The sequence below is a fragment of the Eoetvoesiella caeni genome (assembly GCF_003315175.1).
Taxonomy (GTDB): domain Bacteria; phylum Pseudomonadota; class Gammaproteobacteria; order Burkholderiales; family Burkholderiaceae_B; genus Eoetvoesia; species Eoetvoesia caeni.
This window is the reverse complement of record NZ_QNRQ01000003.1, coordinates 267,076-287,011: the sequence shown is the minus strand read 5'-3', so window position 1 is coordinate 287,011 and position 19,936 is coordinate 267,076. Positions and strand designations below refer to the sequence as shown.

The window sequence follows — 19,936 nt, the reverse complement described above, 5'->3', positions numbered from 1 at the left end:
TCAGCAGTCAAGCAACGTATGTTAATGCTGCCATACAACCGCAAGGTTGGATGGGCCGTTTTGCAATACGGTGGATGAATAGTCCGACGTGGACTGCGTTACGTAGGCCTGGTTGCTAGAAGAGGACTGGGTAACCGAGGATTCCAGTGCCGAGCCATTCTGGTTAACCATGGCGAGGTTGTACGAACCCGCTTGAGTTACGTTCGCGGTATTGGTACCCGAGCCCCAGCCGACCTGAGTGACATAAGCTGTATTGTGCTCGCCCGTATCGATAATATGCGAGTCGTTGTCCGCCCCCGATTGCAAGATTTGAGCTATGCCGTTGTTTGCGCCTTTTTGCTCGATTATCGCGTTCTGCGTGTTTCCGGTTTGCTCGATATAGGCCCAGTTGTTGCTGCCATGATCGCCCCAGGGATTGACTGCGTTGACTTGCGCGCTCAGGTTGTTGCCGTCATGTTGGTAAACCGCTGCCGTGTTGTTGTTGCCGTTTTGGCCGATCGAGGCGCTGGCTCCTGGGTCGCCGCTGATAGCGCCGCCGACATTGTATTGGGTGATGGCTGAATGGTTTCCGTCGCCCCAATGAATGATATGCCCTTGCGCGCCGTTGCCGCTTAGAACCTGGCTGATGTTGCTGACGCCGTAGCTGCCGGATTCATTGATCGTGGCGTTTGCATAACTGACGTTAGCGTTTTGGAAAATGCTGCTAGCGTTGTTATTGCCCGGTTGGTTGATCGTTCCCATCTGGTTTCCCGCGGTGGAGTTCAGTTGCTCGATGCTGCCGGTATTTGTTGCACCAGACTGGGTAATGTCTGCTGTGTCGGCGGCCAGCGCGGTGCCGGCTCCGAAAGCAAGGGACAGGGCTACTGTTATAGCGGATAGAGCGGTTTTCATGATGACTTCTCCTTTAGATGAAGACCAGGCACTGCTTAAACAACCCAACGGTCTTCTGGATTGGGTTATTGTTGAACAACGTGGGCGGTGCCGCCATTGCCCCACTGGAAAACAGTGGCGTAACCGCCATTCGTGTACTGCTCGATAATGGCCTGGTTGTTATTGCCGGTTTGTACTGCCCCAGCAAAATTGGCATGGCCATATTGCGTAATCAATATTTGGTCGTCATTGCCGGTTTGAATGGCAAAAGCCTGGTTGTCGCGTCCCGCCTGGCTGGCTGCAACCTGATCGCGAGTCCCGGTTTGCAGAGTCAGCGCAATATTTCCTTGGCCGGACTGAAGAAGTTGCGCCGTGCTGCTTGCGCCCGACTGCACGCTTTGCGCAATTTGCGACGGGCCTTGCTGATCGATGGACGCTTGGTTGAGCGTTCCGGTTTGATACGTATTGGCTACCGAGGTGCTTGCGCCCAGGATCAGCGTTTCGCTGGGCAGTTCATTGAACGGACTAAGGTCAAAGGCATAGGCCACCGAGCCATACAGGCACAGGCACAGGCATAAGTACAGGTACACGCGGAGCGCGAATTTTCGGGGGCGGAGCTTGAATAAAATAGTGGGGTGCATGATTAATCTCGACGTTTTGTTTAGGACGAGGCCGATGTTTCTGGCTGGCTTTCGGGTATAGGCTCTAGCCCGTTGACGTAGTTGCTTTCCTCTTGCACATAGCGCTGTACTATTGGCGAATCCCAATCTTTCGGGTCGTTCAATACCCAGCTGCGATCTTTGATGCCTTGCACGGTCAGGTGGATAACGGCTGCTTCGATGGCCTCTTTGATCGAGAGTTGCGCCGGCTCGTTGCGCGTCATTCCGGCTTCTATTTCCAGCAAATCTTTGAAATTCACGAACTTAAAAACACTGGGCCGGATTTCGTACGAGTAGATTGTTTTTGTTGTTGAAACGCTGTGAAGAATCTGGCCATTGCGGATATCGACGCTGCGCAGGCCTACTGTGACTTGGTCTATCCGGTATTGGGTCGATAAGCCAATTCCCAGGAATCGCGCCCCGGCTCCGCCGGTGCGGACATTGCTTTCATAAGCAATGATCCCGCCATCGATCAGGACGGAGGCCGGCATCAGGGCGGGGTAGGTTTGGGCGGTCTTGTTTTTTGCGCCAGTGTCGTCCAGCGCCCGGACGATCCTGCGCTCGGTGAGCAGATCCTGCAGGTTTTCCCGTTCCACTGGGGTGAACCAGCCTGAATCCTTTAGCGCCTTTACGAGCATCGATGCGGCGCCTTGTGTCACTGACGTTGAAAACGAGCTGTCCGGCGCGGACTTGTATTGGCCGGTCTGGTCACGGAATCCATATACCGCAACCACCACTTTTCCTTTCGGAGGAGGGAGTTTGAGCAGGTCGCGAGTGGCAGGCGATGGGGGAGTCAGATGGGCGGACGAGGGGCCGCTGTCCGATGGCGCATGCGGTATGGCGCACGCCGCCATCAAGACAGACACCAGTACGATGGATGAGATGGTGGTTAGACGGGCGGGCCAACGCCGCCGGTTTGCATTTATGCAGATATTTGTTTCTGCAGAAACGCAGCCGGACATGCTTTTCAGGTTCACATTCATGACGCCACCTCGAACGAGCTGCTGGTACCGTTGGATTTGTCGGTGGTGGTTATGCGCAGCATCCCTCCGCCCAGGTCGACGATATTGATGACGAAATTTCCGGTTTCAACCGTACCTGGTTGAAGGCCGGAGCCTGTACCCATGATGCTGGCCGATGCATTGGAGGCCAGACGGTTCAGGATGCTGCGTTCCAGCGTATCGTTGAATTGTTGCAGCGGGGTTTTGGCGGTTATGGCCGACCGTGCGGCCGAACCCGAGTCCAGGTCGGGGTCGGTGTATTTGTTTTGCGCTTGCGCTGAATTCAGCAGTACTGGGCCGTTGAGCGGACTACCCCCAAAGGAAGGATTCAACGGAAAGTAAACTAACTCTGATGCTGTAGCCGGGGCAAGGGCCACTTCGCAGGTGGCTGTGACACAGGCTGCAAGCAAGGTTTTTTTTAAACCGCGTATGAATGTTTCAGGTTTCATTGCAACTCCTCGCTGGCAAGATCGTGATCCTTGTAGAGCAACTGCTGCATATCCAGATCGATGACGGATTTATAGACAATCCCAACCGCTTTTTGACTAATGGCTTTTACCGCCGAGCGGGTGGGCGACAGGAAGGTACGGAAAATTCGCCTATTCCTGTACTGAACCCAGATTTCACTGCCACGAATAGCTGTGGGACGCTCGACGATAGAGATTGAATACTGTTCACTCTTTTCCCGAGTCCTCCAGGCTGAAGCAAAATATTGATAGAAGTCGAATCCCACTACCGTAATCGTTCGATTGAGGACCACCCCCGTCGATCCGTCTGCCGGTTGGCCTTGCACCGGCGGAGGCGCCACCGCCGCCAAGGCCTCCACGGCGTTCTGGGCCTGAGCGCAGGACAGTGCTCCGGCGAGAAGCAGTGCGCCTGTCGACTGCATTTCCAACCGCCGAAATAGTGCCGTCGCCATAAGGTCTCTCAAAATTAAATTGCGGTGAAATGAGTTAGCAAACATTACGAGTTGAAATAATCGTAATTGCCAAGATCTGAATGGAATAGCGGCTTGAATCCCCGGGCCGTCGTTCTGCCTGGCTGGGGCTACTGCGTTATATGGCTGGGGGTATTGAGCTGCATGGCCGGGGCTGCCAGATCGACGCGGCTGGGGCTATTGCACTGTATGGCCCGGGCTCTTTGGTGGCCCGAGCCGGAGCTATTGCCATATCCGGCCCGGGCCGTGCAGCCCGACAAGTGCCATACGGGAATTTGTCTCGGGCAGATGCTTCGATGGGGTAAGCACATATCAAGGAAGTTGCCAAGACAAGCACACAGAAATGTGATCAGGCGTAAAAGCACAGGCCTCTTAAGCAAGGATCAGATCGACGAAGCCGAGATGCGGTTGATTCCGCATGGAGCTGCCAAAAAGAGTTTTTATAGTTGTATGGATTTACTCGTTAATGGCATTGCGCTTGCTTGCGCGCAGCGGCTGCATAAATGTCGGGAACAGGCTTGTCTGCTCATTGCATGGGGCTATGGGTGCAACAGAGGACTTCGAGATGACGCTCTGAGGAGAGTTTGACATTCTTAGCTTCGCGCCCTGGGCCAGGGCGACAAAGACCGCTTCGCTTCGATTGTGCGCCCCCAGCCTTTGATAAATGGCTTCGAGGTGACCTTTTGTTGTTGCCATGGAAATGGTCAAGTGGCGGCAGATGAGCTTTACAGGATGGCCTTGGGCCAAAAGAACAAGCACTTCATATTGACGTGAGCTGAGTCCGAGCATTTTTGCTTCATTGGTGTCGAGCTCTTGTATGAGCTCTTCGTCGGAATCCCGTTCCCCGTATGAATGAGGCGCAGGATGGATCGCAGGCGATATGCTGCCATGAGCGGCATTGAGCATAGGCGGGACGGAAAGGCGGGAGCTGTTTTTATAGCTGACCACCGATCGGATGGATGACAGGATGGTTTCAGCACCGGATGCCTTGGATATATAACCTGCAACCAAGCCCGGCAAATTGATCCAGGAAGGAGGCGGAGAGCTTGTGTCGGAAAGCAGGACCACGCGTTTGGGTGCATGAGCGCGTCGAACTGCTTGTATCAAGATGTTGATGCGTTCGTCGGGGTGAGCTGCCAAAAGGGCAATATCCATACGGTTTGCGTGCGGAGGACTTTGGTATAGATCGTGATAATCCTGAGCTGTGATCCGGTCGGCCGGTGTAATACCTGTCATTAGCGTAGAGAGGCCCAGCCGAAGCAGCGGATGCGGCTCGACGATAACAATGTATACCATGAACTCGCTCCCGCAGCAGTAATCCGTAGACAGATAAATCTCTTGGCGCTTGCTCAACCAAGAAGGGGAATGTGACGATGCTTCAAGATACTTAAAGTTACCAATATGTGGCTATATGTATCTTTTTACTTATATTCTTACTTGTACCTGAAGTCAAGCAGGGAACTCCCGATGTGCGCGTTTACTAGTGAAACGCGTGCGGTGCAGTACCTGCTGCGACGGCGACCTGACACAGCGTCATTGACTGAGCTCTTTGCGGATTACCGCTTGTTCTTGCAGCCGCGTCTTATCTACCGTCGGAAACGCCATTTCAAGGCCTTTCAGGGTGTCGACGATGATGCGCGAGACGATCAGGCGCATATTGTCCTTGTCGTCGGCCGGCACGATATACCACGGCGCTTCCTGGCTGCTGGTAGCGCTTATGCACTGTTCATAGGCCTTCATGTACTCATTCCAATATGCACGTTCGGTGACATCCGTGGCGCTGAATTTCCAGTTTTTTTCGGGCGTGTCGATGCGCTCGATAAAGCGTTTGCGCTGCTCGTCTTTGGAAACATGCAGGAAAAATTTCATGATTCGCGTGCCATTGCAAAATAAATGGCGTTCATGGTCGACTATCGAGCGATAGCGTTGCGTCCAGATAGCCTCATCCTGATGCGGCGCATCAGGTATGTTCTGCGCGGCAAGAATTTCCGGATGCACGCGCACCACCAGCACTTCTTCGTAGTACGAGCGGTTGAAGATGCCGATCTGTCCTCGCTGGGGAAGCCGAAGCGTAGTGCGCCACAGGAAGTCGTGCTGCCGTTCAAGCGTGCTGGGTTGTTTGAAGCTGTGGACCTGGCAGCCTTGCGGGTTGATGCCCGACATCACGTGTTTGATGGTGCTGTCTTTGCCGGCGGCATCCATGGCCTGGAATATGAGCAGTACCGCATATTGGTTGCTGGCATACAGAAGCTCTTGTTGCTCGGTAAGTTCCTTAACTTGCTTGGCAAGCGCGTCTTCATAGTCGTTTTTGGATTTATATAAAGGTTGGCTTTGAGTCGATCGCGTATCAAGATTGACTTTAAGGCCTTTTTTTATGCGGTATTGCTCTGGGTCTATTTGCATTGAACGCCCCGGACTGATTGGATTGTGTCGATACCCTGCCTACACCGCCGTCGCGCAGTCGGCAACGCAACTGCGGAGTTTGGAGCGAGCCTTTCGAGTATATTCGCAGGGTGAATCTACATGGAAATTAAATGCGCCTGGACAAGTACCTTTGTGAAAGCACCGATCTGACACGCTCGCAGGCCCGCACCGTGCTTGCGAGCGGCGAAATTACCGTCAATGGCGAGGTGGTCAAGCGCGGCACGCATATTATGCAGGACGGCGACGACGTGCAATGGGAGGGCGAATCCCTTGCCATCATTGGCTTGCGCTACATCATGCTGAACAAGCCGGCCGGCTATGAGTGCAGCCTTCGCAACAGCCAGCACCCTTCGGTGATGAGCCTGATCGACGTGGACAAGCGCGATCGGCTGCATACGGTAGGACGGCTCGATGTTGAAACCACGGGGCTGATCTTGATTACGGACGACGGCCAATGGACGCATCGCATCATTTCGCCGCGCCACCGCTGCGATAAGGTCTACCTTGCCACGCTGGCCGAAACCCTTCCTCAGAATGCCGGAGAACTCTTCCTGGCCGGTGTGTTGCTGGAAGGGGAGGACAAGCCCACGCTGCCCGCCGTGCTCGAAAGGGTCGACGAACGCAGCGCACGCCTGACGATCCAGGAGGGCAAGTACCATCAGGTCAGGCGCATGTTCGCGTCCCTGGGCAATCTTGTGCTTGCCCTGCACCGCGAACGCATCGGCCCGGTTTCCCTGGATGCCGACCTGCAACCCGGAGAATCGCGTTATCTGACGCCGGCCGAGGTGGCCGCCCTGGCTCAGAGCAGCGACGGCGACGCGCCCGCCTGACCGCGGCATGGGGGGCGCTGCATGTCGTCTTTGCGTGCGGCTCGCGAGGTCCACGGGCTGCGGTTCAGGTGCATCTCGCCGAGCTAGCGCAGTCTGGAAGAAATGCTGTGTGCAAACCATGCACCGATAAGCGGCAAAGCAATCATGCTGGCGATAAAGGCCGCGCCAATGCCGTATTTGTCGACCAGTATGGCGACGGCGCCGATACCCAAAGACTGGCCCAGAAAAAGACTGCATGCAAACAGGGATACCGCCGTCCCGCGGGCATGAGGCGCCATTTGGGTGGCGTTGACCTGCAAGGTGTTGTGCAGCATGTAAAAGCCCAGCCCCGCGACCAGGCAGGCCGGTACGGCCCATGCCCAGTGGCTGCTGAAGGCCAGCAAGGCAAAGCCGGTTCCCATTAACGCTCCGCCGATTCGAGCCAGGCCTTTTTCACCGAAGCGGCGCAACAGGTGGCGTGCCAGGAATGTGTAAGCCAGGCCGCCTGCGCCATATAAAGCAACGATTGCGCCGGCGGCGGTAAGCGGCAGACCGAACCGGCTATGCAGATAGGTCGGGATGAACACCAGGGCGCTGAAGACGAACGCGCCTTCGATCAACGCCAAGGTCAAGATCCGCCGCGCCCACGCCACCTGCAGCACGCCGCGCATCTGGACAAGAAAGCCGGGCTGCCCAACGCTGGGGTCGGGCTTGGGGGGCAGCGCTCGCAGCAACATAAAAGCGACGCCGCCGAAAAGCGCGGTCAGCAGAACGAAAGCGGCCCGCCAGTCAAGCAGGTCGGCGAACAGCCCGCCCACCCACTGCCCGCCTATCATCCCGGTGATGGTGGCGGACAAAAACTTGGCAAGCACGCGCTGCCGGTCGGAATAGGGCACCGAGTCGCCGATATGCGCCATGCCAAGCGGAATGATGCCGGCCGTGACTGCCCCCGCTATTGCACGCATGACTGCTACTGCCGTCATTGACGAAGCAAAGACCAGGGCAAGATTGATAAACGCGCAGGCCGCCACGGCGTAGGTAATGACCCGCTGCTTGCCGTAGCGGTCGCCGAGCGGTCCGTAGACCAATTGCAGGAAGCCGTATGCAATGACGAACAAAGAGATCGAACTGGCGGCCGTGCCGGTGCTGACCTGGAAGGAGGCGGCCAGGCTGGGCAGCAAGGCATCGCAAATACGCATGCCCGCCATGCTGGCGAAGCCTGCGGCGGCAATCAGATAAAACGTTCCCTTGTGCATGGAATCTTCGTTGACGGATGTTTGCATGTTGATTGTGTTGTTATTCCATGGACGTGGCGTCTTGACGGCGTTCGGCAAGGCAGATTGCCGATGTATTCTGTATCATTTACAACAGGCTGCTCGAAGAGGCGGCTACGGGGTGGGTTATCGAGCCGGCTGTCTGGAACTTAGGTAAGGATATTTCGTGAGTCTAGCTCAGAATATTGTGGTGTTGGTGGCGCTCGTGCTGGCGGCCGGTTTCCTTTCTTTGACGGAAATCGCCCTTGCCGCGGCACGAAAAATAAAGCTCAAGCTCATGGCGGAAGCCGGCGACGACAGGGCGCTGAAGGTAATGGCCATACAGGCGCAGTCGGCCAGTTTTTTTGCCGCCTCGCAAATTGGACTGAACGCGGTGGCCATCCTGGGCGGTATTTTGGGCGAAGCGGCTTTCCGACCTTATTTTCTTGAACTGCTGAACTATGTATATACAGGAGCCTGGGCCGGGCAAATCAGCTTCGTGCTGTCGTTCGTGTTTGTCACGCTCTTGTTTGTTTTGTTCTCCGACCTTATGCCCAAGCGGCTGGCAATGATGGCTCCAGAGCGTTTTGCCGTCGCCGTGATCAATCCGATCAATTTTTTCATTCGCCTTTGCAGGCCGTTTTCATATGTCCTGAATCTGGTGGCGAATTTGTTGTTCCGCTTGTTCAATGTAAACACCGCGCGCGAAGACAATATTACCTTCGACGACATATCGGCCGTGGTCGAAGCCGGAGCGAAGGCCGGCGTCTTGCAGCAGCAAGAACAGCACTTCATTGAAAACGTTTTTGAGCTTGAGTCGCGCCTGGTGTCGTCTTGCATGACTACCCGGGACAGTGTCGTGTTTATCGACCTGAGCGAGCCCGAAGAGAGCATACGCCAGAAGATAGCCCTGCATCCTTATTCGAAATTTCCCGTCTGCGACGGTGTAATCGACCATGTGATCGGATATGTCGATACACGGGACATTTTGGCTCTTTGGTTGAGCAAGCAGTCTCCATTCCAGATCAACGAGGCCAGCCTGCGCACGGTCTTGATCATTCCCGACACCTTGAAGTTGTCCGAGCTGCTGGACAAGTTCCGCGCTTCCAAAGAAACTTTTGCTGTGGTCATCAATGAATATGCGCTGGTCATTGGGGTGATCACGCTTAGCGACATCATGGTCACCGTCATGGGAAATTGGGGCAGTCCGATGGACGAAAGCCATCAAATTCTAGAGCGTGACGATGGATCATGGCTGATCGACGGCGGTACCGCCATCGAAGAGCTTAAACGCGCCATGGGCATCGACCAATTGCCAGAGGAAGAGAACTACGAAACCGCGGCGGGCTTCATGATGTTCATGCTGCGCAAGGTTCCCAAGCCTACCGACAGCGTTGAATACGCGGGCGTGAAGTTCGAAGTGGTCGATGTGGACCACTACCGCATCGACCAACTGCTGGTAAAACGCGTTGCGCCCGACTGAATTTATCGCGATGTGGCCCTGACAGGCACAACCGGCAGGCTATACGCCAGTGGCAAGCTTTGCCATGACGACAATGATCGCCACCTGCATGACGCCCTGGCTTGCCACGACATAATAAAAGCGGCTCATCATCCGACGGATTTTTTCGCCGTCGGGCCTGGGCTTTTGCAGCTCGAGGCAAACGCGCAAGCTTGTGGGCAATAGATAGCCAAGCCCCTGGATGGTCATTAAGGTAATCAGGACCAGGGCGGCGGCGATCCAGCCGAACTGAGGCCAGGGCATCTGCATGAAGCCGAGCCGGACGGCCAGGAACCAGCCCGAAGTGCCGGTAAGGACGGACAGCGTCGGCAGAAGGAACAGCGTAACCGGCGTCAGCCGGGTGAGGACTTCTTTGCGTACGGGTACCGAAACCTTGCGCAGGATAGGGCCGATGACAAACCCCATGAACAGGTCGATGCCGGTCCAAAGCACGCCGCTCATGACGTGGACCCAGTTCAGGAACCACACGTTGCCGTAGGTGATTGCGAAACTCATCACGAGCAGGGCTGCCGCGACGTACCACAAATAATGCCATCGGATCAGGCGTATCTGCCCGCCGGGAATTTCGCTGGTCGACTCTGCCATATTGCCTCCAACTCGCTGCTGGCTTTCGTAATGACGCTGGCCGTGCTTTTGATGTTACTGCGAATTCGGCAAGCGGGTAAAACCAGCCGATCGACAATATCGGGTCAGTAAGCGACCACCTGATTGCGTCCCAGGTTTTTGGCTTGGTAAAGCGCTGCGTCGGTGTTGGAGTAGGCCAGCTCGAAGGCGGTTCCTGACACGTTCCAACTGACGCCAAAGCTGGCGGTGACTGGATGCGAGGACGGCAGGCACGAAAAAGCTGTCCCGGCGATATGTTGGCGTATTGATTCGGCGATGGAAACCGATTCTTGCAGTGCCGTGCCGGGCAAAAGTATGGTGAACTCCTCGCCGCCCACGCGGCCGATCTCGCCACGGCCAGCCAGAGTGGCGGCCAGCCGGTCGACCAGCTCGCATATGACGGCGTCGCCGGTGGGATGGCCGAATGTGTCGTTGATGCGTTTGAAGTAATCGATGTCCAGTATGATGACCGACAGCGAGGTCTCACGCAGGTGGCGTTGCGCCTGCTCGAACACCGCACCGCGGTTCAGGGTTCCGGTCAGGTTGTCGTAGCGTGCCTTGTAGTCCAGTTCAGCGCTTAATTGCCGCAGCTTGGCATTGACTGTGTTCAGCTCCGCCTCGGTGCGATCGCCATGCCGGATCAGGCGGTGGGTTTCGCGCATCAGGCGCTGGAAGTGCTGCACCAGGTCCACCAGGGCATGCCGATATTGCCCGGCGTCCAGGTTCGTCTTCGCTGCCGCTTCCTGGGCACGCATGAGAGCCGTCATTTCCACTTCAAAAAGCTCTGTGTCCACCATCAGCCTTGTACCGCGTGACCCAGGAAGGTCAGGTGGACGAAGTCTTCGCGCAGTTCCTGGCCGAATTCATAGATGGTGTCGTCTTCTTCGTCGTGGTACCAATTCAGCAGGATGGGCGTGCCGGTAGCCGCGGCCTCGTTCAGCAGGTCGAACAAGGAGAAGAGCATCTTGGTGCTTGAACTATTGAAGTAGGTCAGGGCAACGCTGACGGCTATCGGCGTTTGCGAGCTGTCCTGTTCGAGGAAGCGGCGCGCGGCACTGATGATTTCGCTCCAGAACATGGCGGCGTTCTCTGGATAGGCCTCTCCCTTGAGAGACAGCTCGCGCTCGTCGAACCGGAAGTCGACCTCGGGGGAGCTGGCACTGGCGGCGATAAATATATTGTTCATAGTCTTGTGTTCAGAAGAATGCGGTGCAGGGATCGTACATGTCGGCATTCATATAGTGGCTTGCAGGTAAAAGAGGACGTTTTCGCTGTCCTGGGTCGGTATGAACTCGAACTCCAGGGGCTCGCTGGCATCACGGGCCATGGTCAGCAGACCCAGTCCGGCCCCCTTGCTGTCCGGCAAGGTTTCAGAGCGCAAGGTTTGTTTGTATTCACGCTTGATATCGTCGATGGTCAGCGAGTGCAAGTGCTCCAGCTTTGTGCGCAGTTGTCCGGCAATGCTTGTATGTACGGGATTGACGCAATGAAGATAGTAGCGATCCGCATCCGTGGAAATGCAGATTGAACCGTGTCGCACTTCATTGTTGAAGTGAGGCGTATCGTTGCACGTATAGGCGTCGACCGAATAATGAATGATGTTCTGCGTCATTTCAATGAAGGCCGAAAACAGTTTGCGCCGGGTCATGCCGGCCGCACCGACATGTTCGATGCGCATTTTCAAGGCCTCGGCAACGGCGGCGATGATGGTCTGCGAAAAGTAGCCTTCATAGTAGAGAATCACATTGCGCTTGCCTGCCCACTGGCATAGGATGCGCCAGTGCAGGCTTTGTGTGTTGTTTGTCGAAGCTGGAGAAATCATGGTGGCTGAGTTCATTCAAGGCGCAGGTTCAAAAGGGTGACATCATCCCGGCGTGTTTGGGCGCCCTGGTATGTTTGGAATTCCTCCATCAGTAGCCGCGTAAGTTCCGGCATAGGCCGGGCGCGGTGCCGTTGCAAGGCCAGGCGCACCCGTTTTTTACCGTAGGCAATGTTTTTGCGGCCGCCGATCTGGTCGATCAGGCCGTCGGTAAAACAGCACAGGATGGTACCGTGTGCAAGCTGCGCGCTATGGTTGGTCCAGACCGCGTCGGCGGGAGTGTCCGCATAGCCCAATCCAAGGCGTTCGCCGTCAAGGGATTGCACATTTTCCTGGTCGGGCGCCAGCATGAACAGCGGCATTTTTGCGTGTGCGCTGGTCAGGGTCATGCTGGCGTCGTCGAACCAGAAAAAGGCGGCGTCCATGCCGTCGTTCGAGTGGGCGTGCTGGGTGGCGGAGTGCTGTCCAAGCGCCAGCTTCACGCCTCGGTTGACCGTGGCCATCAGCAGCGCGGGATCGCGCGCCCCATACTGGCTCAAGGCATGGGTCAACGAAGACGATGCAATCAGTGTCAGGAAAGCGCCGGGCACGCCATGGCCGGTACAGTCGGCGATGGCGGCGAACCAGCCGTCTTCGTAGCGCTGGAAGTGGTAGAAATCGCCGCCGATGATGTCGCGGGGTTCCCATACGATGTCGACGTCGCGCAAAGTGGCATGGATGGCATTCAGTGATTCGCTGAGCATGGCGCGTTGGATCACGCTGGCGTAGTCTATGCTTTGCATGACCTGGCGGTTTTTTTCTTTCTGCAGTTCGACAAGGGCATGCATCAGATCCAGGCCCGCGCCAACGCCGATGAATTTATCGTTCTCCAGAATCAGAAAGCCGTCGGCGAGCGTCTTGTCGCCGAACTCGACAGCACGGGCGGCCAGTGCTTCGATAGGGGTATTGACGTCGACCATCAGCGGCGACTTGTCCATGAAAGCGATGCAAGTTTTCTTTTCATATAGCTCGCGATAATAGGGCCGGGACATTTGCGACATGAAAATGTTGCGACTGATCAGCCCGATAGGCCGATCGTCATCCAGAACGGGCAAGCTCACCAGGTCGCGGTTTTCGCCGAAAATCTGCAATACCTGGGCGTTGGTTTCGTCGGAATTGATAGTCGGAACCTTGATCACCAGCGATTGGGTGGCTGGGTGTTGCAAGGCGGCCATGTGCGCTGGCGATGCGCTGAATTTTTGGGTCACAATAAGTCTCGGCACGCAAATACATGAAAACACAAACCCTTCGTGTATGGCCCGTTTTCGATGAGTGGCTGAATGATAGTCATATCTTGTTACCATCGTGTGACACTAGCCTTGCGGCAATCCGCCAGATGATCACGCTGCGCTTGCATTGCCTGTCCGGATCCGAGCCGGTACCGAACGCTCCGGCAAAAAAATCCCGACACTGGAGGTCGGGATTGTCGGGCTATTTTGGCCTTGGCCAGCTAGTCCATCTATTTGTTGGCCATTGATTGAAGCCGCTGCAGCAGCTTGGGGTCTTGCTGGGCAGCCTGGTTCAGGCCATTGAACTGATCCACCGTCATGCCTTCTTCATGTATTGCCTGGACCATTTTGTCGTCGGCTTCCTTGATGACCTTCGTCTTGGAAGCCTCGTCGTTCGTCGTTTCCAGCTTCGGGGTGTATTCCTGCGAAATTACGGCCACTTTTCGAGAAGCACTGATGAACTTGTTCAGCTGTGCATCGGTGTAGTTTGCGGCGGGCGCGGCCATAGAGTTTGGGGGGCTTGCTTGCTGCGCCATCACCGTGCCGCTTGATAGGCCAAAAGCTAGTAAGCCGGTCGAGAAAATGATGGAAAGCCTTTTATGCATGCGTTCTCCTTGCGTGCCATGAATGAGCCTTCATCATGACAACGATTGACCAGACTACAAGTGTTTTCTGTACACAGAGTTGACGAGGGGAAACGCGGGGTAACGGCAAAGCACGGTTCGCCCCGGAACCGTGAGTATTTGGCGAATTTTTTACGTTTTGACAACAGTGTGCGGCCGCATTGAAGGCTTGTTTATCGGCGCAAGCACCAGAAGCTGTGGCTGTATCGGTCGGGGCTCAGACCAGGCTTTAGCCTCGCCTCGCGTAGAATGAAGGTCAACTTCCCACCTTGCCGCCCGTAAACCTTCGTATGACCCACACCGTTGGGACGCCAGTGCGTCGAAATACTGTCTTTGCCATTATTGCGATGGCGCTTCTCATGATGTCGATCGACTTGACCATCGTGGCCACAGCGCTGCATGCCATCCAGCAAGGGTTGGACACTTCCATCAGCCTGGCGGGCTGGACCATCACCGCCTATTCCTTCGGCTTTGTGTTGATGCTTCCCATCAGCGGCAAGCTTGCCGAGCGCTTTGGCCGGCGCCGGGTTTTCATGGCCTCTTCGTTGGTATTCGCACTGGCCTCGCTTGGCTGCGGGATGGCAGGCAATATCTATGCGCTGATTTTTCTGCGGACGCTGCAGGCCGCGGGAGGCGCCGGTTTTACGCCGACGGCCACCGGCATCATTGTGGATCACTTCGGCGCGGCACGCGACCGCTATGTGAGTTTTTTCGGCAGCATTTTTCCGGTGGGCGCCATGATAGGCCCTATCTTCGGCGGATATTTTGTTGCCTACGCATCCTGGCGCGATGTGTTTTACGTGAATGTGCCCATCGGCTTGGCGATTTTCCTGCTTGCGTGGCGCTTCATACCGCATGATCACCCCACAGGCGATGCTCCAGCCAAAGACATGGACATTGCGGGAATCGCCTTGCTCGGCTGTGGACTTCTGGCAGGGATGCTTGCAGTGACCGTACTGGGCGAGAAGCAGGGGATGGGTAATCTGGCAATGTTCATCGTTCTGCTGCTTCTGGCCGGCCTTATCCTCGTGTTCTTCTTCCGGCATGTGCGGCGCAGTCAGGCGCCTTTTATCCATCCGCGCTTCATTTACGGCCCGAATTTCGGCGCGGTGAATCTGGTCAACATGATCTTCAGCGGCTTTGTCATTGGAGGCATGGCATTGGTCCCGCTGTATGCCGTCAACCGCTACCATATCAGCGCGGTCGGGTCGGGCACCTTGCTTACCGCCCAAGGGATTGCGGCGATGGTTTGCTCGCTGGCGGCCGTCATGGCGCTGCGTCGCACGGGTTATCGCCTGCCGCTGTATGTGGGCAGTGCAATGACCATTGCCGGCTTGATCTTGCTTGCCCTGCCGCCCATTGCCGGCATCTCGCCTTATACCTGGCTTGCCTTTGCGGCGTTTTTGGTCGGCGCCGGAAATGGCGCCATCAATCCAGCCATGCGCAATGCCGGGCTGCAACTTGCCCCGGAGTCGTCTTCCATGTTGGCGGCGCTGCGCACGTTGGCGTTGCAGATCGGCTCGATTGTCACGGTATCGGTGGTGGCGGCCGTCCTGGCTCACCAAAGCAATATGGGCGAGACTCTAGCTTGGGTTTATGCCGTGCTTGCCGCGATCAGGCTGCTGGCGCTAGTGTTGGTGCCGTACATCCCCGAGCAGCGCGGCGCCTGGTAGCGCCCTGACCAGCCGCCACTTAGCCAGGCCCAGGCCGGTCCGGTTTCATGCCTGAAGCTGGTATGCTGGCAGCTGAATTTGCTGGAGCGTATTTGCCGACACCATGACCCTACATACTATTTTGAAAATGGGCGATCCGCGCCTGCTGCGTGTGTCTCGGCCTGTCACGGTGTTCGACACTGATGACTTGCACCGCCTGGTGGGCGATCTGCAAGACACAATGCGGGCGGCCAATGGCGCGGGTCTGGCCGCACCGCAGATTGGGGTGGACCTGCAATTGGTAATTTTCGGCTCGCACGAGAGCAATCCCCGCTACCCCGATCGTGCTCCAGTGCCGCCCACCGTGCTGCTCAATCCGGTGATCACCCCGCTGGGAAGCGAAGAGGAAGAAGACTGGGAAGGCTGTCTGTCGGTGCCCGGGCTGCGCGGAAAGGTGCCGCGCTGGAAGAGCATCCGCTACCAAGGTTTTGACGTTTACGGCAATCCGATCGATCGCATGGCCGAGGGCTTTCATGCGCGCGTAGTGCAGCACGAATGCGACCATTTGTGGGGCAAACTCTATCCGATGCGCATGCGCGATTTTTCGCAGTTCGGTTACACCGAGGTGCTGTTTCCCGAAATTGACGCCGCCGAAGACGACTGAAGGCAAGCCGTCTTGGCGCTGCGTCTTGAGGCTATACTTTCTTCCATGAAGCGGAACCTTTGCTTTTCCTTGCAGCTGCAGGCCGCCGGTTCCAAACACAACCTTCCACGGAGCAACACATATGGTTTCGCTGCAAGAGCAGCTTTTGAAAGCGGGTCTGGTCGACAAAAACAAAGCCAAGCGGGCCAACCAGGATAAAAGCAAGCAGAAGAAGGTCGAACGCCGAACCGGCACGCAAAGTGTCGACGAGGCAAGGCTGGCCGCGCTTGATGCGCAGCAAAAGAATCTAGAGCGAACCCGCGAACTCAATGCCCAGCGCGTTGCAGCGGCCAACCAAAAATCGATTGCGGCGCAAATTGCGCAGATGGTGCAGCAAAGCCGCCAGAGCAAGGGCGCAGGCGAAATTGCTTACAACTTCACCCACGGCAAGACGATTGAACGGCTGTATGTGTCGGCCGCGGTTCGGGCGCATTTGATAGCCGGGCGCCTGGTGATTATCCGCCTGGGCGATGCGACCGAGCTGGTGCCCAGAGTAGTGGCGGACAAAATAGCGGAGCGCGATCCTTCGCTGGTTGTGCGGGTGAACAAGGCCAGCACCGAGATCGACGAGGACGATCCGTATGCCGCCTTTCAGATACCCGACGACCTGATGTGGTAGCGTAAAAAAATCCCTACCGCTAGCGGCAGGGATTTGAATTTTGGTGGAGACGAGGAGGATCGAACTCCCGACCTTCGCATTGCGAACGCGACGCTCTCCCAGCTGAGCTACGTCCCCAGAGCGCTTATTCTACAACTTTTTTTGCGCGGTGCTGAGCCTTCCATTAGGGGCGGCGCCGGTGCATTGACTACCTCCATTCTGTCCATGCCGGCTGTTTTTGGACTTGGGGCTAATTTTTACGCATCTGCTGCCGTTAATGCTTTGTAGGCTTTCGCTCCACAAAGAATATGAAATCGGACGGTAGACAAATGAAGGTAAGCGGCTCTCGCAGATACGGATGGTTGGCCCGGCAAAGCATGTCCTTGCGCGTGATTTTGGCGGCATTGGTGGTGACAGTGCTTGTCATGGGGACCATCGCCGCGGTGTTGGCGCGCCAAAGCCAGGTCAAGGGCGAACAAACGGTGGACCGCGAGATGCGCGCCGCGTTGGCGGCGGTGGACCAGTCCTTGCAACTGGTGTTCAGTTCGGCCAGCCAGCGCGGGCGTGAACTGATGCCTGCTTTCCTTGATATTCTGGGCGGGGAACCGACCGCCGACGGCTCGCTCTACCCTACGGGCGAAGCCGGGGAAGTTCCGGGCCTGTTGGTGAATGGCTTCGTGGTCAATGGCGACACCTCGCCGCTGGCCCGTTTTCAGAAATATACGGGGGCCGATCCGGCCATTATCGTCCGGGGAAAAGACGGATGGGTGCGTGCCGCCACGCTGCTTGAAGACGACAAGGGCAACAAGCGCATAGGCAGCAAGATTCCGGCCGACGACTTCCTGGCCCGCACCCTGGACAAAGGGCAAGACTATACCGGCCTGGTGCAGCGCCGCGGCAAGTGGTATGCAATGAGCGTGCGCGTGCTTTACGACGCCAATGCCAAGCCGATTGGCGGCTTGACCATACGGGTGGATGTGGACGGCGATGTGCAGCGTTTGCTGAACTGGGTCACCATGATCAAGGTCGGCGAGTATGGTTCGCTGGCCATTCTGCAAAAGGCCGCCGACGGCAAAGGCTGGGCGTTTGTGGCTGGCGGCGGGGCAATGATGGGTACGCCGCTGGCGGCGCGCTACGATGCCGCCGACAGTGCAAAATTGGCTACCCTGTTCAAGGACACAACGGGCTTTGCCCGCGCTGACTTGAAAGAGACGGGGGATACGTTCGTGGCCTGGAAGCAGGTGGAAAACTGGGACTGGCTGCTGGTCAGCACGGGGCCGCGCGACGAATTCTTGGCGGCCAGCAGGCAAGATCTGAAGATCCAGATGCTCGTGATGCTTGTGGGGGTCTTGTTGATTGCAGGCCTGGTCGGTTGGCTGTCGTCGGCAACTTTGCGTCCTGTGCGCGACATGATCACGGCCATGGTCCGGGTGGGCCAGGGCGACTTGTCGGTCGACCTGCCCCAGGTGCCCGCCCGTTCGCGCAACGAGGTTCATATATTGTTCGGCAGCTTGCGCCATATGCAGGAAAGCCTCAGCGGCACAGTAACGGCGGTACGCCGCAGCGTCGAAGAGATCAGCGTCGGCTCGAACGAGATTGCGGCGGGCAATACCGATTTAAGCAGCCGCACCGAAGAGCAGGCCGCATCGCTGCAGGAAACGGCGGCCAGCATGGAGCAACTGGCGGCCACCGTCAAGCAAAACGCCGAGAGCTCGGCACTGGCCAACCAATTGGTCGGCAGCGCCTCCGAAATAGCCGAGCGCGGCGGCGCGGCCGTCGGGCATGTGGTTACCGCGATGGACGACATTTCCCAGAGCTCGCATAAGATCGCCGATATTGTCAGCGTTATCGAAGGCATAGCCTTTCAGACCAATATTCTGGCCTTGAATGCCGCGGTCGAAGCCGCACGCGCGGGCGAAGAGGGCAGGGGGTTTGCCGTGGTGGCTGGCGAAGTGCGCAGCCTGGCCTTGCGCAGCGCCGACGCAGCCAAAGAAATCAAGCATCTGATCGGCGATTCGGTCAGCAAGGTCACGGAAGGCACGCAATATGTCGAACGCGCGGGCGCCACGATGCGCGAGCTTCTGACCTCGGTCAACCAGGTCACCAACATCATGAGCGAGATTTCGGCCGCTTCGACCGAGCAGTCCACGGGCATCGACCAGGTCAATATGGCGGTCATCCAAATGGACCAGGTGACCCAGCAGAACGCGGCTTTGGTCGAAGAGGCCGCCGCCGCCGCGGGTTCGCTGCAAGATCAGGTCAAGCATCTGTCCGAGGCGGTAGCTGTGTTCAAGCTCAAGGCGACCGAAATCATCGACGCTCCGTCCGAAGTCCTGGCTCTTACTTGATCGCTCCCACGGTAAAGCCGGCGACAAAGCGGTCGACGAAAAAGTTGTAAAGAATTGCGATGGGCACGCTGACGATCAGGCAGGCGCCCATCAGCGATCCCCAGAAATATACGTCGCCGCGCACCAGGAAGGTCGGCACGCCTACGCTGACCGTGTATTGCGATGAACTCGTAATGAAGGTCAGGGCGTAGATGAACTCTTGCATGACCAAGGTCAAGGTAAAAATGACGACCGTCAGGATGCCGGCGGACGACAGCGGCACCACAACCTTCAGGAAGGCGCCGAACCGGCTCAGGCCGTCCATCATGGCGGCCTCTTCAATATCGTGTGGAACTGCTTTGAAGAATCCCATCATCAGCCAGGTGCAGAACGGTACGGTGAAACTGGGATACACCAGCACCAGCGACCAGAGCGAGTCTTGCAGGCCGAGTTCGCCGACGATGCGCGAGAACGGAATGAAAAGAATGGTGGGCGGTATCAAGTACGTCAGGAAGATGCCGATGGCCAGTTGCCGGCCCCAGCGCCCGGACAGGCGGGCCAGGCTATAGCCCGCGGGCACCGCCAGCAACAGCGTAATAGCCACCACGATCACCCCGACCAGCAAGGTATTCCAGACCCATTGCAGGTATTGCGTCTGGAAGAACAGTACTTGCAGGTTTTCCAGAGTGGGCGGGGCGTTGAAAAGAAAAGGATTGTTTTTGGTGTTGACCAGGTCCAGCGTGCTTTTGAATGTGGTGATCAGCATCCAGTAGAACGGGAAAGCGGTAAATGCAACGAACGCCGCCAGAATCAGGAAGTGGCCTATCCGCGTGCCCCAGCGTTTTGCGGGTGTTGTGGCGTAGCGCAT

General features: G+C 56.9%; 20 protein-coding genes, 1 tRNA gene and 2 pseudogenes. 7 read left to right on the top strand and 16 right to left on the bottom strand.

The genetic code is table 11. The features are described from left to right. Positions 1–21: 21 nt before the first annotated feature. From DFR37_RS07895 to DFR37_RS07865, 7 genes are all read right to left on the bottom strand, one after another. Complete coding sequence (locus DFR37_RS07895) at positions 22–891, bottom strand: hypothetical protein (protein ID WP_113932678.1); 870 nt, start codon at positions 889–891, stop codon at positions 22–24. 65 nt (positions 892–956) lie between these two features. Then, positions 957–1,511 carry a hypothetical protein gene (locus DFR37_RS07890; protein ID WP_113932677.1) on the bottom strand — a complete coding sequence of 185 codons (555 nt, stop codon included), beginning with the start codon at positions 1,509–1,511 and terminating at the stop codon, positions 957–959. A 20-nt stretch (positions 1,512–1,531) separates the two neighbouring features. Then, positions 1,532–2,512: a CsgG/HfaB family protein gene (locus DFR37_RS07885; RefSeq protein WP_346724935.1), complete on the bottom strand. Its 981-nt coding sequence runs from the start codon at positions 2,510–2,512 to the stop codon at positions 1,532–1,534. After that, positions 2,509–2,979, bottom strand: coding sequence for a curli assembly protein CsgF (locus DFR37_RS07880; RefSeq protein WP_113932676.1), 471 nt, complete (start codon positions 2,977–2,979; stop codon positions 2,509–2,511). The genes DFR37_RS07885 and DFR37_RS07880 overlap by 4 nt, the downstream gene beginning before the upstream one ends. After that, positions 2,976–3,449, bottom strand: coding sequence for a CsgE family curli-type amyloid fiber assembly protein (locus DFR37_RS07875; protein ID WP_170139858.1), 474 nt, complete (start codon positions 3,447–3,449; stop codon positions 2,976–2,978). The genes DFR37_RS07880 and DFR37_RS07875 overlap by 4 nt, the downstream gene beginning before the upstream one ends. Positions 3,450–3,923: 474 nt before the next feature. After that, positions 3,924–4,763 carry a response regulator transcription factor gene (locus DFR37_RS07870; RefSeq protein ID WP_113932674.1) on the bottom strand — a complete coding sequence of 280 codons (840 nt, stop codon included), beginning with the start codon at positions 4,761–4,763 and terminating at the stop codon, positions 3,924–3,926. Positions 4,764–5,000: 237 nt separating this feature from the next. After that, positions 5,001–5,870 carry an ADP-polyphosphate phosphotransferase gene (locus tag DFR37_RS07865; protein ID WP_113932673.1) on the bottom strand — a complete coding sequence of 290 codons (870 nt, stop codon included), beginning with the start codon at positions 5,868–5,870 and terminating at the stop codon, positions 5,001–5,003. Positions 5,871–6,001: 131 nt separating this feature from the next. Between DFR37_RS07865 and DFR37_RS07860 the strand changes: the two genes are divergently transcribed. Next, positions 6,002–6,721 carry a pseudouridine synthase gene (locus DFR37_RS07860; RefSeq protein ID WP_113932672.1) on the top strand — a complete coding sequence of 240 codons (720 nt, stop codon included), beginning with the start codon at positions 6,002–6,004 and terminating at the stop codon, positions 6,719–6,721. Between the two features lie 83 nt (positions 6,722–6,804). On the opposite strand, the gene DFR37_RS07855 is transcribed toward DFR37_RS07860, so the two are convergent. After that, complete coding sequence (locus DFR37_RS07855; RefSeq protein WP_242341750.1) at positions 6,805–7,983, bottom strand: MFS transporter; 1,179 nt, start codon at positions 7,981–7,983, stop codon at positions 6,805–6,807. Between the two features lie 157 nt (positions 7,984–8,140). Here DFR37_RS07855 and paeA point away from each other — a divergent pair, with 157 nt between their 5' ends. Then, a complete protein-coding gene (gene paeA / locus DFR37_RS07850; protein ID WP_113932671.1) occupies positions 8,141–9,436 on the top strand; it encodes a polyamine export protein PaeA in 1,296 nt (431 codons plus the stop codon). 39 nt (positions 9,437–9,475) lie between these two features. On the opposite strand, the gene DFR37_RS07845 is transcribed toward paeA, so the two are convergent. The 6 genes from DFR37_RS07845 to DFR37_RS07820 all read right to left on the bottom strand — a co-directional run bounded on the left by DFR37_RS07845 (position 9,476) and on the right by DFR37_RS07820 (position 13,770). After that, positions 9,476–10,060: a hypothetical protein gene (locus DFR37_RS07845; protein ID WP_113932670.1), complete on the bottom strand. Its 585-nt coding sequence runs from the start codon at positions 10,058–10,060 to the stop codon at positions 9,476–9,478. Between the two features lie 104 nt (positions 10,061–10,164). Beyond that, positions 10,165–10,845, bottom strand: coding sequence for a GGDEF domain-containing protein (locus DFR37_RS07840; RefSeq protein WP_242341751.1), 681 nt, complete (start codon positions 10,843–10,845; stop codon positions 10,165–10,167). Between the two features lie 29 nt (positions 10,846–10,874). Then, on the bottom strand, positions 10,875–11,264 hold the full coding sequence (locus DFR37_RS07835; RefSeq protein WP_113932668.1) for a DUF1987 domain-containing protein: 390 nt from the start codon (positions 11,262–11,264) through the stop codon (positions 10,875–10,877). 48 nt (positions 11,265–11,312) lie between these two features. Further along, a complete protein-coding gene (locus tag DFR37_RS07830; protein WP_242341752.1) occupies positions 11,313–11,915 on the bottom strand; it encodes a SiaB family protein kinase in 603 nt (200 codons plus the stop codon). After that, positions 11,912–13,144, bottom strand: a complete 1,233-nt coding sequence (locus DFR37_RS07825; RefSeq protein WP_379881369.1) for a SpoIIE family protein phosphatase — start codon at positions 13,142–13,144, stop codon at positions 11,912–11,914. The genes DFR37_RS07830 and DFR37_RS07825 overlap by 4 nt, the downstream gene beginning before the upstream one ends. A 251-nt stretch (positions 13,145–13,395) precedes the next feature. After that, positions 13,396–13,770: a DUF4168 domain-containing protein gene (locus DFR37_RS07820; protein ID WP_113932666.1), complete on the bottom strand. Its 375-nt coding sequence runs from the start codon at positions 13,768–13,770 to the stop codon at positions 13,396–13,398. 308 nt (positions 13,771–14,078) lie between these two features. Here DFR37_RS07820 and DFR37_RS07815 point away from each other — a divergent pair, with 308 nt between their 5' ends. From DFR37_RS07815 to DFR37_RS07805, 3 genes are all read left to right on the top strand, one after another. Then, positions 14,079–15,461: an MFS transporter gene (locus DFR37_RS07815; RefSeq protein WP_113932665.1), complete on the top strand. Its 1,383-nt coding sequence runs from the start codon at positions 14,079–14,081 to the stop codon at positions 15,459–15,461. A gap of 103 nt (positions 15,462–15,564) precedes the next feature. Then, positions 15,565–16,104 (top strand): peptide deformylase, encoded by a 540-nt coding sequence (def, locus tag DFR37_RS07810; RefSeq protein ID WP_113932664.1) that lies wholly within the window; start codon positions 15,565–15,567, stop codon positions 16,102–16,104. Between the two features lie 121 nt (positions 16,105–16,225). Beyond that, positions 16,226–16,762 carry a DUF2058 domain-containing protein gene (locus DFR37_RS07805; RefSeq protein ID WP_113932663.1) on the top strand — a complete coding sequence of 179 codons (537 nt, stop codon included), beginning with the start codon at positions 16,226–16,228 and terminating at the stop codon, positions 16,760–16,762. A gap of 41 nt (positions 16,763–16,803) precedes the next feature. On the opposite strand, the gene DFR37_RS07800 is transcribed toward DFR37_RS07805, so the two are convergent. Continuing rightward, positions 16,804–16,879, bottom strand: a tRNA-Ala gene (locus DFR37_RS07800). A gap of 170 nt (positions 16,880–17,049) precedes the next feature. On the opposite strand from DFR37_RS07800, the pseudogene DFR37_RS23640 reads away from it, so the two are divergent. Both DFR37_RS23640 and DFR37_RS23635 read left to right on the top strand, forming a co-directional pair. After that, a pseudogene (locus DFR37_RS23640) lies at positions 17,050–18,036 on the top strand (Cache 3/Cache 2 fusion domain-containing protein); the annotation flags it as partial. 30 nt (positions 18,037–18,066) lie between these two features. After that, positions 18,067–19,089: pseudogene (locus DFR37_RS23635) on the top strand (methyl-accepting chemotaxis protein); the annotation flags it as partial. On the opposite strand, the gene DFR37_RS07790 reads toward DFR37_RS23635, so the two are convergent. Then, a complete protein-coding gene (locus DFR37_RS07790; protein ID WP_113932661.1) occupies positions 19,082–19,936 on the bottom strand; it encodes a carbohydrate ABC transporter permease in 855 nt (284 codons plus the stop codon). The pseudogene DFR37_RS23635 and the gene DFR37_RS07790 overlap by 8 nt on opposite strands.

What these genes read in the sequence shown, in the direction of transcription:
- DFR37_RS07895 (WP_113932678.1), bottom strand. Translation starts at nt 891, where the DNA reads ATGAAAACCGCTCTATCCGCTATAACAGTAGCCCTGTCCCTTGCTTTC.
- DFR37_RS07890 (WP_113932677.1), bottom strand. Translation starts at nt 1,511, where the DNA reads ATGCACCCCACTATTTTATTCAAGCTCCGCCCCCGAAAATTCGCGCTC.
- DFR37_RS07885 (WP_346724935.1), bottom strand. Translation starts at nt 2,512, where the DNA reads ATGAATGTGAACCTGAAAAGCATGTCCGGCTGCGTTTCTGCAGAAACA.
- DFR37_RS07880 (WP_113932676.1), bottom strand. Translation starts at nt 2,979, where the DNA reads ATGAAACCTGAAACATTCATACGCGGTTTAAAAAAAACCTTGCTTGCA.
- DFR37_RS07875 (WP_170139858.1), bottom strand. Translation starts at nt 3,449, where the DNA reads ATGGCGACGGCACTATTTCGGCGGTTGGAAATGCAGTCGACAGGCGCA.
- DFR37_RS07870 (WP_113932674.1), bottom strand. Translation starts at nt 4,763, where the DNA reads ATGGTATACATTGTTATCGTCGAGCCGCATCCGCTGCTTCGGCTGGGC.
- DFR37_RS07865 (WP_113932673.1), bottom strand. Translation starts at nt 5,870, where the DNA reads ATGCAAATAGACCCAGAGCAATACCGCATAAAAAAAGGCCTTAAAGTC.
- DFR37_RS07860 (WP_113932672.1), top strand. Translation starts at nt 6,002, where the DNA reads ATGCGCCTGGACAAGTACCTTTGTGAAAGCACCGATCTGACACGCTCG.
- DFR37_RS07855 (WP_242341750.1), bottom strand. Translation starts at nt 7,983, where the DNA reads ATGCAAACATCCGTCAACGAAGATTCCATGCACAAGGGAACGTTTTAT.
- DFR37_RS07845 (WP_113932670.1), bottom strand. Translation starts at nt 10,060, where the DNA reads ATGGCAGAGTCGACCAGCGAAATTCCCGGCGGGCAGATACGCCTGATC.
- DFR37_RS07840 (WP_242341751.1), bottom strand. Translation starts at nt 10,845, where the DNA reads ATGACGGCTCTCATGCGTGCCCAGGAAGCGGCAGCGAAGACGAACCTG.
- DFR37_RS07835 (WP_113932668.1), bottom strand. Translation starts at nt 11,264, where the DNA reads ATGAACAATATATTTATCGCCGCCAGTGCCAGCTCCCCCGAGGTCGAC.
- DFR37_RS07830 (WP_242341752.1), bottom strand. Translation starts at nt 11,915, where the DNA reads ATGAACTCAGCCACCATGATTTCTCCAGCTTCGACAAACAACACACAA.
- DFR37_RS07820 (WP_113932666.1), bottom strand. Translation starts at nt 13,770, where the DNA reads ATGCATAAAAGGCTTTCCATCATTTTCTCGACCGGCTTACTAGCTTTT.
- DFR37_RS07815 (WP_113932665.1), top strand. Translation starts at nt 14,079, where the DNA reads ATGACCCACACCGTTGGGACGCCAGTGCGTCGAAATACTGTCTTTGCC.
- def (WP_113932664.1), top strand. Translation starts at nt 15,565, where the DNA reads ATGACCCTACATACTATTTTGAAAATGGGCGATCCGCGCCTGCTGCGT.
- DFR37_RS07805 (WP_113932663.1), top strand. Translation starts at nt 16,226, where the DNA reads ATGGTTTCGCTGCAAGAGCAGCTTTTGAAAGCGGGTCTGGTCGACAAA.
- DFR37_RS07790 (WP_113932661.1), bottom strand. Translation starts at nt 19,936, where the DNA reads ATGCGCTACGCCACAACACCCGCAAAACGCTGGGGCACGCGGATAGGC.